This window comes from Pseudomonas sp. F2, assembly GCF_057174385.1.
The window spans coordinates 4,411,795-4,424,995 of sequence record NZ_CM169904.1; the positions used below are offsets into that span (position 1 = coordinate 4,411,795).

The following is a 13,201-nucleotide window of genomic DNA, read 5'->3' on the forward strand; positions in this document are numbered from 1 at the left end:
AATAACAACCCCTTTTTCAGGTGTCGACTGTGAAACTTCAACCGCTACTGGCCTTGGGCCTGACGATTCTGGCCGCGTCCACTCAAGCCTTCGGCGGCGCCACACTCGATCGCGTCGAACATAAAAAAGAACTGGTCGGCGTGCTGATGGAAAGCTACCCGCCCTTCTCGTTTCTCAATGAGCAGAATCAACTCGACGGCTTCGACGTCGACGTCGCCAAAGCCGTCGCGGAAAAACTGGGGGTCAAGCTGCGCCTGGAAACGCCATCCTGGGACGTGATTGCTGCCGGCCGCTGGAGCGGGCGCTACGACATCTGCATCTGCTCCATGACCCCGAGCAAGGCCCGCGCCGAAGTGTTCGATTTCCCGGTCGAGTACTACGCCTCGCCCGCCGTGATCGTGGTCAACGCCAAGGACGATCGCATCCACGGCGCCAAGGACTTGAGCGGCAAAAAAGTCGGCCTGACCAGCGCTAGCAGCTACGAAAGTTATCTGAACAAGAATCTGGTCATTGAAGGCGCCGAAGACACGCACCTGGAGTACCCGTTCGAAGATGTGCAGATCGCTCCGTACGATACCGACAACGTCGCCTTCCAGGACCTAGGCCTGGGCGCCGGTGTGCGCCTGGATGCCATCCTCACCAACCTGGTGACCGCGCAGCCGCGCCTGAATCAGGACCAGCGCTTCAAACTGGCCGGCGCGCAGCTGTACTCGGAGCCGAACTCGGTGGCCATCGAAAAGGGTGACGCCCAGTGGGACGCCAAGGTGCGCGAGGTGTTCGCGCAACTCAAGCAGGACGGCACGCTGAGCACGCTGTCGCAGAAATGGATCGGCGCCGATATCAGCCAATGACTGCCTTCCCGACACCCCCACAGCCGCCGCAACCGGTGGCTGAATCGCGCCTGCAACGGCTGCTTGGTTTCCGCACGCGCCTGTACCTGACCTGGGCGGTGATGTTCAGCCTGTTCGCCGGGTTTTTCCTGAGCTTCGATCTGAAGCTCTCGATCATCCTCGACAAGCTGCCGAATCTGCTTGGCGTGCACCTGGCGCCCAACGGCTTTCTGCAGGGTGCGGCGCTGACCCTGTTTCTTTGCGCGTGCGCCATCGTCGCTTCGTCTTTGCTGGGCTTCGTCACCGCCCTCGCGCGCCTGTCGAAAAGCGCCGTGGCGTTCGGGATCGCCAGTTTCTACACCTCGTTCTTTCGCGGCACGCCGCTGCTGATCCAGATCCTGTTGATCTACCTCGGCCTGCCGCAATTGGGCGTGGTGCCCGGCGCAGTGGTCGCCGGGATCATTGCCCTGTCACTCAACTATGGCGCGTACCTGAGCGAGATTTTCCGCGCTGGCATCCTCGGCGTGCCCTACGGCCAACGCGAAGCTTCGCTGGCCCTAGGCATGCGCGAGAGCGTGATCTTCTGGCGCATCACCCTGCCCCAGGCGATGCGCACGATCATCCCGCCGACCACCAACCAGTTCATCTCGATGCTCAAGGACTCGTCACTGATCTCGGTGATGGGCGTCTGGGAAGTGATGTTTCTGGCACAGTCCTACGGACGCTCGAGCTACCGCTACATCGAGATGCTGACCACGGCGGCGATCATTTACTGGCTGATGTCGATCGGTCTGGAGCTGATTCAGGCGCGCATGGAGCGGCATTATGGCAAGGCTTATGTGCGGCGTAGCTGAGCTGATGCGTCGACAGACATCGACCACGGGCGGATCGAGCAGTGGCAGATGAGTTTCTGATCATTACCAGCGGCCAGTGACAACACAACTTGTAGGAAAGGGCAGCAGGCCGGCAGGACGTAATGCGCAAATCTGCGTTGATCCGGCCTTTTCCGCCGATCAAAACGACGCAGCCCGCAGCACCGAGCGATCCGGCTGACATCGGTGCCTGCAGGCTCCAACTTAGAGTTTGGCCTCCTTCCACGAGAGGCTGAACTCGATGCCCGTTCAATTCCACTTTCGACCCAAACACCTGACACTGGCCATTACCCTGGCCATGGGATGTGCTGATCTGTCCATGGCTCAGGACACACCGCCCGACACTCAAGCCATCTCTCCCGCGCCCACTGAAACATTCAAATCAGCGATCAACGCTTTCGCCAATCATCCGGACACCGTCCAACTGAAGGTCAGCAAAGCGTATCCGGCGCAGGAGGGTGTAGCGCTGGCGCTCGATGGCCGCAACGATCTTGTCACCGTGCAATCTCGGGGCAGTTTCGCCGGTCTGGTCGACGGTGGCGGGGGCGACAACCTGCTGCAACTCGACGCGAACAAAAAAGGCGTGCTGGGTGAAACCCGTAACTTCAGCGGGCTGGAGGTCAGGCGCGGGAGCTGGACCCGTAGCGGACCGGGTGATTTCAACATCGGCGTACTGGTCCATCCGAAGGCATTGCTGGTCAACGATGGGCAAATTCTGGGCACGGCAGTGACCGAGGGGATTCTGATCAACAAAGGAGCGATCAATGGCGGCGCCACTGTCGCGGCTGGCGGTGACCTGACCAACCAGGGCCTCATCGACGGCACGGTGGATGTTCATGAAAACGCCCATATAGCCGGGAATGGTGCGGTTAATCATTTGAACCTGCACGGACGCATGACCGTCGACGATGTCTATGGCGCACCCAAGATCGCGGGAGATCTGCGCCTGGCCCGTTCTGCCGTGCTGGCCTATGCCGTGGATGCCTCCGGCAACAGTCAGACGGTGGTCGTAAAAGGAACCGCGCATTTGGGTGACGCCACCCTGAAACTCGTCACCGCCGGCGACTATCCGCAAAGCAGCCAACACACCGTTCTGCAAGCGGAACAGATTGAGGGACAGTTCGGCACCGTTGAAAACGCTCTGGCATACATGACCCCGACGCTGCACTACGAAGCACAACGAGTGGGCTTGCTCTATGCCCGTAACGATGTGCCGCTCGAAAACCTTGCGACCACGCAGAATAGCCAGGCGCTCGCCCAGAGCATTGACGAGCCCCCCTCCCCATCTCAGCAACCTCAGCAACCTCAGCAACCTCAGCAACCTCAGCAACCTCAGCAACCTCAGCAACCTCAGCAACCTCAGCAACCTCAGCAACCTCAGCAACCTCAGCAACCTCAGCAACCTCAGCAACCTCAGCAACCTCAGCAACCTCAGCAACCTCAGCAACCTCAAGAGCCTGAGACACTTCGCCAGACAAGCAAAGCCATCAGCGCGGCCACCCCTCAAAATACTGCCGTCACGGCCCTGCTCGGCTCCAGCAAGCCGACGGCCAGCCTGGCTCTCGAACAACTCGCCGCCGGCAGCAACGCCAACCTCGCCAAAGCCACACTGAGCAGCGTCAATCCGCTCAGCGCCAGCATGCTTTCGGCCATGCATCAACTGGACAGCGGCAATGGCGCGCAGAGCTCAGGGAATGCACCGCGCCGAGCGGCTGGTGGCGAAGGCAACGGGCGGGTCTGGCTGCAGGCACTGGGGCATGGCGGCCAGGTAGATCGTGACGCCGCCAGTGTTCTGAAGCATTCCACCCAAGGTCTGGTCATGGGGTCCGACTGGCGAATCGACGAGCAATGGCACGTCGGCCTGATGGGTGCAAAAGCGCAGACCCGCTTCGATGCCCGGCAGTACGACGGTGATCTCGACAGCTGGCACCTCGGCGCCTACGCGTTGCGTCAGGATGGCCCGTTAGCTTTGCGCCTGGGGGCCTCGTACGGCAGCCATGACGGCAGCGGCAAACGTCGCGTTGCGTTCAAGGGTTTCAGTGATCGGCTCAACAGCAGCTATGACGCCAGCACCCAGCACGCCTTTGCCGAAGTCGGCTACAACTTCGGTCGTGGCAACGTCAGCATCGAGCCGTTCGCCAGCGTCGGCTATCAACGCTATAAACGTGACGGCTACACCGAGAAAGGTGGCGACGCGGCGCTCAAGGTTCAGGGTCAAACCCGAGCGAATCCGAGCAGCACCCTCGGCCTGCGCCTGGCGAACACCAACCAGCTGTCCAACGGCATGCAGTTGACGCCGCACCTGAGCGCGAGCGTGAAACATACCTACGGCGATCTGGATAACGTAACGCGCCAGCAACTGGTCAAGGGTGGCAGAAGCTATGAAGTCACCGGCGCCGGGATGGATCGCAACAGCTTTACGCTGGACGCCGGTCTGGACCTGACGCTGTCCGATCGCAACATCTTGGGCATAGGCCTCAGCGGCGAGGCCGGCAACGACAGCCGCAGTTACGGCGTGGCAGGCCAGTGGCGCATGGCGTTCTGACACAACGCTACCCTGTAGGAGCTGCCGCAGGCTGCGATCTTTTGATCTCCAAGAGCAAAGTCAAAAGATCGCCGCCTGCGGCAGCGCCTACAGAGAACGGCATATTGCAGGCGAAAAAAAGGGGAGCACATGCCCCCCCGAGGTTTAAAGCGTTGGATCGCGGCGGTTATCTCAGCCTTCGATCTCGATCAGGATTTCGCCCGGGTTGACCCGGTCGCCCTTGGCCACATGAATGGCGGTGACCTTGCCGGCAATCGCTGCCTGGACTTCGGTTTCCATCTTCATCGCTTCGGTGATCAATACAGCCTGGCCAGCCTTGACGGTGTCGCCCTCCTTGACCAGCACATCGACGATGTTGCCTGGCATGGTGGTGCTGACATGGCCCGGTGCCGACGCCTGCTTGCGTTTGCTGCTGCCACCGCCGACGAATTCGTTGAGCGGTTCGAACACCACCTCTTCCGGCATGCCGTCGATGGACAGGTAGAAGTGACGCTTGCCTTCGGCCTTCACACCGACACCGGTGATGTCGACGCGGTAGGTTTCGCCGTGGACGTCGATGACAAACTCGGTCGGCACGCCTTCGCCGCCAGCCTTCACCACACCACCGGCCTCAGGGATCGGCAACAGCACTTCCGGAACCAGGGTGCCGGCGGCACGCTCTTCGAGGAACTTGCGCCCGATGTCCGGGAACATGGCGAAGGTCAGCACGTCTTCTTCGGACTTGGCCAGTGCGCCGATGTCGGCACGCAACTTGGTCATTTCCGGCTTGAGCAGATCGGCCGGACGCACGTCGATCACCTCTTCGCTGCCGATGGCCTGACGACGCAACTTCTCGTTGACCACGCCCGGCGCCTTGCCGTAACCACCTTGCAGGTACAGCTTCACTTCATTGGTGATGGTCTTGTAGCGCTCGCCAGCCAGCACGTTGAAGAACGCCTGAGTGCCGACGATCTGCGACGTCGGAGTCACCAGCGGCGGGAAGCCAAGGTCTTCACGCACCCGCGGGATTTCCGCCAGCACTTCGGCCATGCGGTTCAGCGCGCCCTGCTCTTTCAACTGGTTGGCAAGGTTGGAGATCATCCCGCCCGGCACCTGGTTGACTTGCACACGGGTATCGACTGCGGTGAATTCGCTTTCGAACTGGTGGTACTTCTTGCGCACGGCGTAGAAGTACAGACCGATTTCCTGCAGCAGCTCCAGGTTCAGACCGGTGTCGTATTCGGTGCCTTTGAGCGCAGCAACCATCGACTCGGTGCCCGGATGACTGGTGCCCGAGGCGAAGCTGGAGATCGCGGTATCGATGTGATCGGCGCCGTTTTCAATAGCTTTCAATTGGCACATCGCGGCCAGACCAGCGGTGTCATGCGAGTGGATGAACACTGGCAGCGACTGTTCGGCCTTCAAGGCGCGGACCAGTTCACCGGTGGCGTACGGGGTCAGCAGACCGGCCATGTCCTTGATCGCCACCGAGTCGCACCCCATGGCTTCCATCTGCTTGGCCTGCGCCACGAACGCGTCGATGGTGTGCACCGGGCTGGTGGTGTAGGCGATAGTGCCTTGCGCATGTTTGCCGGCAGCTTTCACCGCTTCGATGGCCACGCGCAGGTTACGCACATCGTTCATTGCGTCGAAGATGCGGAATACGTCGATGCCATTGACCGCGGCCTTGGCGACGAAGGCTTTGACCACGTCATCGCTGTAGTGGCGGTAGCCGAGCAGGTTCTGCCCGCGCAGAAGCATTTGCAGGCGGGTGTTGGGCAGCGCGGCACGCAGTTGACGCAGGCGCTCCCACGGGTCTTCTTTCAGAAAGCGTACGCAGGCGTCGAACGTCGCGCCGCCCCAGCACTCCAGTGACCAATAACCGACCTTATCGAGCTTGTCGCAGATCGGCAGCATGTCTTCGGTGCGCATACGGGTGGCGAGCAGCGATTGGTGAGCGTCGCGCAGGATGGTGTCGGTGACAAAGATCTTCTTGCTCATTCTTATATTCCTCACAGGCCTGCGTGGGCGGCGATGGCGGCGGCGATGGCCAGGGCCAGCTCTTCGGGTTTGCGCTTGATCGAGTAGTTGGTCAGTTCAGGGTGGCTTTCAACGAAGCTGGTATTGAACTGGCCGCTACGGAATTCCGGATTGCGCAGGATTTCCTGGTAGTACGCGGCGGTGGTCTTCACGCCTTGCAGGCGCATGTCGTCCAGCGCGCGCAGGCCACGGTCCATCGCCTCCTCCCAGGTCAGCGCCCAGACCACCAGTTTCAGGCACATCGAATCGTAGAACGGCGGAATGGTGTAACCGGTATAGATCGCCGTGTCGGTGCGCACACCCGGGCCGCCGGGGGCGTAGTAGCGGGTGATCTTGCCGAAGCTCGGCAGGAAGTTGTTCTTCGGGTCTTCGGCGTTGATACGGAACTGCAACGCGAAACCACGGTGCTGAATGTCTTCCTGCTTCACCGACAGCGGCAGGCCGGAAGCGATGCGGATCTGTTCGCGGACGATATCGATCCCGGTGATTTCTTCGGTGATGGTGTGCTCCACCTGGACCCGGGTGTTCATCTCCATGAAGTACACCTCGCCCTCGGCGAGCAGGAACTCCACGGTGCCGGCGTTTTCGTAACCCACAGCCTTGGCCGCACGCACCGACAGGTCGCCGATGTAGGCGCGCTGTTCCGGGGTCAGTTGCGGGCTCGGGGCGATCTCGATCAGCTTCTGGTTGCGGCGCTGGATCGAGCAGTCGCGCTCGAACAAGTGCACGACGTTGCCGAAACTGTCGCCGAGAATCTGCGCTTCGATGTGTTTCGGGTTAACGATGCATTTTTCCAGGAACACTTCCGCCGAACCGAAAGCCTTGGTCGCTTCGGAAATCACCCGAGGGAAATTCTGTTCGAGTTCTTCGCGGCTGTTGCAGCGACGGATGCCGCGCCCGCCACCACCAGAAGTAGCCTTGAGCATCACCGGGTAACCGATGCGGTCGCCTTCGGCCAGGGCCTCTTCGATACCGGAGACGTTGCCTTCGGTGCCTGGGGTGACGGGTACGCCGGCCTTGATCATGCTGCGCCGGGCTTCAGTCTTGTCGCCCATGCGGCGAATGACTTCCGCCGACGGGCCAATGAACTTGATTCCGCGTTCGGCGCAGATGTCTGCCAGCTCGGCATTTTCCGACAGGAAGCCGTAACCGGGATGCAATGCATCGCAACCGGTTTCCACCGCCAGGTTCACCAGCTTGCGCGGGTTCAGGTAACCGGCCAGAGGCTCGGCACCAATGCTGTGGGCTTCGTCCGCGCGCTTCACATGCAGGGCATGGCGGTCGGCGTCGGAAAAAATCGCAACCGAGCGAATGCCCATTTCGGCGCAGGCTCGCACGATTCGTACGGCAATCTCACCACGGTTGGCGATCAGGATCTTTGTTATCACTTGGAGGTTCCCTTGAGCCGGTGGCACCACGACCTGCTAGACCCAGGTCGACGCGTGACTAAATGTTTCAATTTAGTCGCAGCCCCACACTAGCGCTCGCAAAGGATTAACAAAAATGAATAAAAATTGGGTCAGGCATAAGCAAAGACTTATAGTTAAACCATCAGCCTGCCGTCAGAGCCTATAAGAAATGCGTAAGTCCTTGATGCGTATGACATTACGCCAATTGCAGATCTTCAACGAAGTGTGTGATTTACGTTCCTACAGCCGCGCCGCCGATGAAATGTCTCTGACGCAACCGGCCGTCAGCCTACAGATTCGTCAGCTGGAAGAGCTGATCGGCCAGCCGTTATTCGATTACGTCGGCAAAAAACTCTACATGACCGAGGCCGCCGAAGCCCTGCAGCGCGCCAGCCGGGACATCTTCGGCCGCCTGGAAAACCTCGACATGCAGCTGTCGGACATGCAGGGCTCGCTGCAAGGCCAGTTGAAGCTGGCGGTGGAATCCAGTGCCAAATACTTCGTGCCGCACCTGTTCGCCGCGTTCAAGCGCCAGCACCCGGAAGTGAACCTGCAGCTGACTGTGGTCAACCGCGGCCAGGTGATTCGCCGCCTCTCGGACAACCGCGATGATCTGGTGATCATGTCAATGGTGCCGCAGGACATGGGTCTGGAGTTTCTGCCGTTTCTGAACAACCCGATTGTCGCCGTGGCGCGCCCGGACCATCCGCTGGCGCACATGGGGCCGCTGCGTCTGCAGGATCTTGAGCCTTACACGCTGCTGATCCGCGAACCGGGTTCAGGTACGCGGTTGGCCTGTGAAGAGTATTTCAAAGAGAAACGCGTGCACTTCACCCAGACTCAGGAAGTGGCCTCGGCCGAAGCTCAACGTGAATGCGTCGTGGCGGGTCTGGGCCTGGCGCTGTTGACCCGCCATGCCCTGAACCTGGAACTGGCGACCGGCGGCCTGGTGGAGCTGCCGGTCGAAGAGTTGCCGCTGTTTCGCAGCTGGTGTCTGGTGCAAGCCAAGGCCAAACGGCTGTCACCGGTGGCGCATGCCTTCCTGGCGTTTATCCGCAGCGAGCGGGTGCAGATCAGCGCGCTGGTTGAGCGTTTCGACGGGAAACTGCCGGTGCGGCCTGCCAGTAGTTGAGTTCGATGTCCTCGGGAAAATCGCTGATTTCGCTCTGAAGCTGACGGAGTTCGAAGCGATCTTCGATGGCGCGACGGAATTCCATACGGCGCTGGTCTTCCTGCTGACGACGGGTTTTCGCGGCGCTGTTGCGTTCTTCGTAGGGCTGAGCCATTTCGAGTCTCCCAAGGCGAGTACGGGAGTTTCACGATAGGCGTGAGGGATGACGGTTTGGCTGCGCGGGGATGACAGTGCGATGAAAGTTGCGCAGGGTTGTGGTGTTTCTGAGGACGCCTTCGCGAGCAGGCTCGCTCCCACAGTGGATTTTCTGTGAACACAAATTTTGTGTCACACCGAGCTCAAATGTGGGAGCGAGCCTGCTCGCGATTAAAGGTCGGAACGACCTTAGGATGACTTTAGTCGTCAAGGGCTTTCACGGCCTTGGGCGACAACCGCAAGCTGCGCAGGCTGCGCTTCACGCTCTTCAGGTGATTGACCAGACTCGGCCCACGCGCCATCGCCACGCCCATCGCCAGCACGTCGATCACCACCAGGTGCGCAATGCGCGAGGTCAGCGGTGTGTAGATCTCGGTGTCTTCGTGTACATCGATGGCCAGGTTGACCGTCGACAGCTCGGCCAACGGTGTCTGACTCGGGCACAAAGTGATCAGCGAAGCGCCGCTCTCGCGCACCAGGTTGGCAGTGATCAGCAGATCCTTGGAGCGCCCGGACTGGGAAATGCAGATCGCCACGTCGGTCGGCTTCAAGGTCACCGCCGACATCGCCTGCATGTGCGGATCGGAATACGCCGCAGCGGTCAGCAGCAGACGGAAGAACTTGTGCTGCGCATCCGCCGCCACCGCGCCCGACGCACCAAAGCCGTAGAACTCGACGCGCTGCGCCTGGGACATCAGCGTCACGGCACGCTGCAATTCCACCGGATCGAGCTTCTCGCGGACCTCCATCAGCGTATGCAATGTGGTGTCGAAAATTTTCAGGCTGTAGTCGGCGACCGAGTCGTCTTCATGGATCGCGAACTGGCCGAAGCTGGCACCGGCGGCCAGGCTCTGCGCCAGTTTGAGTTTGAGATCCTGAAACCCGGAGCAGCCAATGGCCCGGCAGAAGCGCACGATGGTCGGTTCGCTGATGCCGACGCTGTGGGCCAGATCGGCCATGGAACTGTGCATCACCGCCGCAGGGTCAAGCAGCACGTGGTCGGCGACCTTGAGCTCCGACTTGCGTAACAGGTGACGTGACTGGGCGATGTGTTGCAGCAGATTCAAGGGGCTGGACTCTTCTTATGGGCAAGGATGTAGCACGCTTGTAGTTATACTACATGAATTGGCTTTTTGCCTGCTCAATGCGTAACTCCATGTCCCCATATCAGGCGCGATGGAGTGCATGTAGCCCTTAAAGCGGTTTTTCCTGTTCGCGCAACAGCCCGGCCAGACGGTCGGCCTCCACCGGACGACTGATCAGATAACCCTGCACTTCGTCGCAGCACTCGACGCGTAAAAAATCCAGCTGCTCTTGCCGCTCGACACCTTCGGCCACCACTTTCAACGACAGCCCGTGAGCCATGGCGATGATCGCCCGGGTGATCGCCGCGTCCTCACTGCCCTGCCCCAGCCCGCGAATGAACGCCTGATCGATCTTCACGTAATCCACCGGAATCCGCTTGAGGTAACTCAGTGACGAATAGCCGGTGCCGAAATCGTCGATTGCCAGCTTCACCCCCAGATCGCGCAGTTGCTGGAAGGTCGCGATGATGTGTTCGACGCTGTCCAGCAACTGACTCTCGGTGAGTTCCAGTTCGAGGTAGTGCGGCGCCAGCCCGGTTTCCTCCAGCACCTGCCGCACCAGACTGACCAGTTTGCCCTGACGCAGTTGATGCACCGACAGGTTCACCGATACCCGAATCGGCGCCAGCCCCTGGCGCTGCCACTCGCACGCCTGCCAGCAGGCCTGGCGCAGCACGAATTCGCCGATCGGGCCGATCAGTCCGGTTTCCTCGGCCAGGCCGATGAAGTCCCCCGGCGGCACCCGGCCCATGGTCGGATGATCCCAGCGCACCAGCGCTTCCGCCGCATTCAGGCGCCCGGTTTGCAGGCACAGCTTCGGCTGGTAGAACACCTTGAGTTGCTTGTCTTCGATGGCTTTGCGCAACTGGTTCTCCAGTTGCAGACGCTCAAGGGTGCTGGCCTGCAAGCTGTCGGTATAGAACTGGAAATTGTTGCCGCCCAAGTGCTTGGCGTGTTGCATGGCCATGTTCGACTGACTGACCAGCGCGGCAATCTCTCGGGCGTTGTCCGGCAGCATGCTGATGCCCATCGAGGCACTGACCACCAGTTCATGCCCTTCGACCGTCAACGGCAGGCGCAGCTTGCTCGACAGCCGCGTGGCGACTCGCGCCAGGCTCGACAGGTTGCCGTAAGCATCGAACAGCACCGCAAACTCGTCACCGGACAGTCTCGCGATGGTGTCAGCCTCCGGCAGCGCGTTGACCAGACGTCGGGCCATTTTCTGCAGCAGTTGGTCCGCGACCTCATGACCAAGGCTGTCGTTGAGCAGCTTGAAGCGATCGAGATTGATGTGCAGCAGCGCCAGACTGCGCCGGCCGCCCTGACGCACGCGCTGATGGGCTTCGTGCAGGCGCTCGCGGAACAGCGAACGATTGGCCAGCCCGGTGAGTTCATCGTAGTGCGTCAGGTAGCGCATGCGTTCTTCGGATTCGCGCCGTGCAGAAAGATCGGCGAAGAAGCCAACGATATGACTGACGTTTCCCCGACTGTCGCGCACCGCGTTGAGTTGCAGCCACTGCGGATACAGCTCGCCGTTCTTGCGGGTCTCCACCAGTTCGCCCTGCCAGCTGCCGTGCTGCTCCAGTGCGTGGCGGATCGAAACGTAATGTCGCCGCGCATCACGACTGCACGGCAACTCGACGACATTGCGCCCGAGCATGTCTTCGATGTCATAACCGGTGACCCGGCTGAACGCCTGATTGATCGCAATCAGCGCGTAGTTCGGGTCGAGAATGACGATACCTTCGCTGGCCGCTTCGAACACCGTGGCCGCCAGTCGCTGCTGTTCTTCAAGGCTTTTGCTCGCGCTGATGTCGCGCCGGGTACCGACCATGCGGATCACCCGGCCACTGTCACTGCGCTCCACAGCGCGGCCGCGGTCTTCGATCCATACCCAATGGCCGTCACCGTGCCGTACGCGGTATTCGATCTGATAGTCCTCGGAGCGCCCCTTCAGGTGCTCGATCAGCGCCTGCTTGAGTCCAGGCACATCCTCGGGGTGCAGGCGTGGCTTGAGGTCGCGCAGGATCGCCGTGACGTACTCCGGTGCGAGGCCGAACAGCTCCTGGATCTGCGTGTGATGGACTTCGTCGGTTTGCAGATTCCAGTCCCACAACCCCAATTCACTGGCCTTCAACGCCAGGGCGAGGCGGGCTTCGCTTTTGCTCAGCGCCTGGTTGGCCACGTCCAGTTCGCGACTGCGCTGTGCCACCCGGTCCTCCAGCTCGACCTGCGCCTCACGCAATTGGCCCTCGGCGCAGCGCCGCTGTTCGATTTCCTTGGCCAGCGCCTGATTGAGCTGCTCGCTGCGGTTCTGCGCCTGCTGCAGGTGCTCGATCAGGTGCTGGTTCTGAAAACGCCGCAGCAAACCGCGGTCGATCAACCGATTGACCTGCCAGGCGACCACGCTCAGCGAACCGAGCAGAATCAGCCCGAGCCAGCCCCAGCCGCGGGCCTGTTCGTCGCCGCCCCAGAACAGGTAGCCGATCGCCGGCAGCAGGCACGGCAAGGTAAAGGACAGAAACGCTGGCAGGCTGACGGCATAAGCAACGCTGGCCGACAATGTCGCGGCGCCGATCAGGCCGAACACCCAGGCTTGCTGCATGAAGTTGTCGGCGGGCACCAGCGCAATGCCGGCGCCAGCCAGCGTCAGGCCGGTCATGGTCGAGCCTAACAGGAACATGCGGAACCAGATCGGCTGGGCCTGACGGTCCGGGATCGCCGAATCGAACGCCGCGACCTGAATCACCCGCAGCGCCACCAGCGACAACAACCAGACCAGCCAGATGCTGACCACGAAATAGCGCTGCGGGCTCCAGAGCAAAGCGGCGCAGACCAGACCATTGAGCAACATGAACATCGTCGGCAGCAGCGAGCCCTGATACAGCAGGCGCGTGCGTTCGACCGCCATTTCGACGGCGTAATGCTTGCGGATGACCCGGGGTTCCACAGAGGGGCCCGACAGGTCTGAGCTGAGGGTCTTGTGCAATGTTGTTGTTCTTATAAGAGTGAGCATTGGGCCCGAAACGTGGACGGAGCATACACAAGCAGCCCCCGTTGCCAAACTGCTCCAGATCATAATTTGCCGGAAACTTTTCCCGTCCGATCACCGGC

General features: G+C 60.9%; 9 protein-coding genes. 4 read left to right on the forward strand and 5 right to left on the reverse strand.

Going from position 1 to position 13,201, the window contains the following annotated elements; genetic code table 11:
* The first annotated feature begins 29 nt into the window (after positions 1-29).
* The 3 genes from AC193Q_RS19925 (at position 30) to AC193Q_RS19935 (ending at position 4,247) form a co-directional block, all read left to right on the forward strand.
* Entirely contained in the window at positions 30-851 is an 822-nt protein-coding gene (locus AC193Q_RS19925; protein WP_121182808.1) for an ABC transporter substrate-binding protein, read from the forward strand.
* Entirely contained in the window at positions 848-1,684 is an 837-nt protein-coding gene (locus tag AC193Q_RS19930) for an amino acid ABC transporter permease (RefSeq protein ID WP_047297332.1), read from the forward strand. The genes AC193Q_RS19925 and AC193Q_RS19930 overlap by 4 nt, the downstream gene beginning before the upstream one ends.
* 259 nt (positions 1,685-1,943) lie before the next feature.
* On the forward strand, positions 1,944-4,247 hold the full coding sequence (locus AC193Q_RS19935) for an autotransporter outer membrane beta-barrel domain-containing protein (protein WP_483878722.1): 2,304 nt from the start codon (positions 1,944-1,946) through the stop codon (positions 4,245-4,247).
* A gap of 171 nt (positions 4,248-4,418) precedes the next feature.
* On the opposite strand, the gene oadA is transcribed toward AC193Q_RS19935, so the two are convergent.
* Together oadA and AC193Q_RS19945 are read right to left on the reverse strand one after the other, a co-directional pair.
* Positions 4,419-6,227 carry a sodium-extruding oxaloacetate decarboxylase subunit alpha gene (gene oadA, locus AC193Q_RS19940; RefSeq protein ID WP_121182815.1) on the reverse strand — a complete coding sequence of 603 codons (1,809 nt, stop codon included), beginning with the start codon at positions 6,225-6,227 and terminating at the stop codon, positions 4,419-4,421.
* An 11-nt stretch (positions 6,228-6,238) separates the two neighbouring features.
* Positions 6,239-7,654: an acetyl-CoA carboxylase biotin carboxylase subunit gene (locus tag AC193Q_RS19945; RefSeq protein ID WP_041073867.1), complete on the reverse strand. Its 1,416-nt coding sequence runs from the start codon at positions 7,652-7,654 to the stop codon at positions 6,239-6,241.
* Between the two features lie 190 nt (positions 7,655-7,844).
* Here AC193Q_RS19945 and AC193Q_RS19950 point away from each other — a divergent pair, with 190 nt between their 5' ends.
* Positions 7,845-8,807, forward strand: a complete 963-nt coding sequence (locus tag AC193Q_RS19950) for a LysR family transcriptional regulator (protein WP_041073865.1) — start codon at positions 7,845-7,847, stop codon at positions 8,805-8,807.
* Here AC193Q_RS19950 and AC193Q_RS19955 read toward each other — a convergent pair.
* The 3 genes from AC193Q_RS19955 to AC193Q_RS19965 all read right to left on the reverse strand — a co-directional run bounded on the left by AC193Q_RS19955 (position 8,749) and on the right by AC193Q_RS19965 (position 13,103).
* The gene (locus AC193Q_RS19955; RefSeq protein WP_121182817.1) at positions 8,749-8,961 is read right to left on the reverse strand and encodes a PA3496 family putative envelope integrity protein; all 213 of its coding nucleotides are present in this window, start codon (positions 8,959-8,961) and stop codon (positions 8,749-8,751) included. The genes AC193Q_RS19950 and AC193Q_RS19955 overlap by 59 nt on opposite strands.
* Positions 8,962-9,202: 241 nt before the next feature.
* Positions 9,203-10,069, reverse strand: coding sequence for a transcriptional regulator HexR (gene hexR, locus AC193Q_RS19960; protein WP_007962240.1), 867 nt, complete (start codon positions 10,067-10,069; stop codon positions 9,203-9,205).
* Between the two features lie 127 nt (positions 10,070-10,196).
* Positions 10,197-13,103, reverse strand: a complete 2,907-nt coding sequence (locus AC193Q_RS19965) for a GGDEF domain-containing phosphodiesterase (RefSeq protein WP_121182819.1) — start codon at positions 13,101-13,103, stop codon at positions 10,197-10,199.
* Positions 13,104-13,201: the final 98 nt, after the last annotated feature.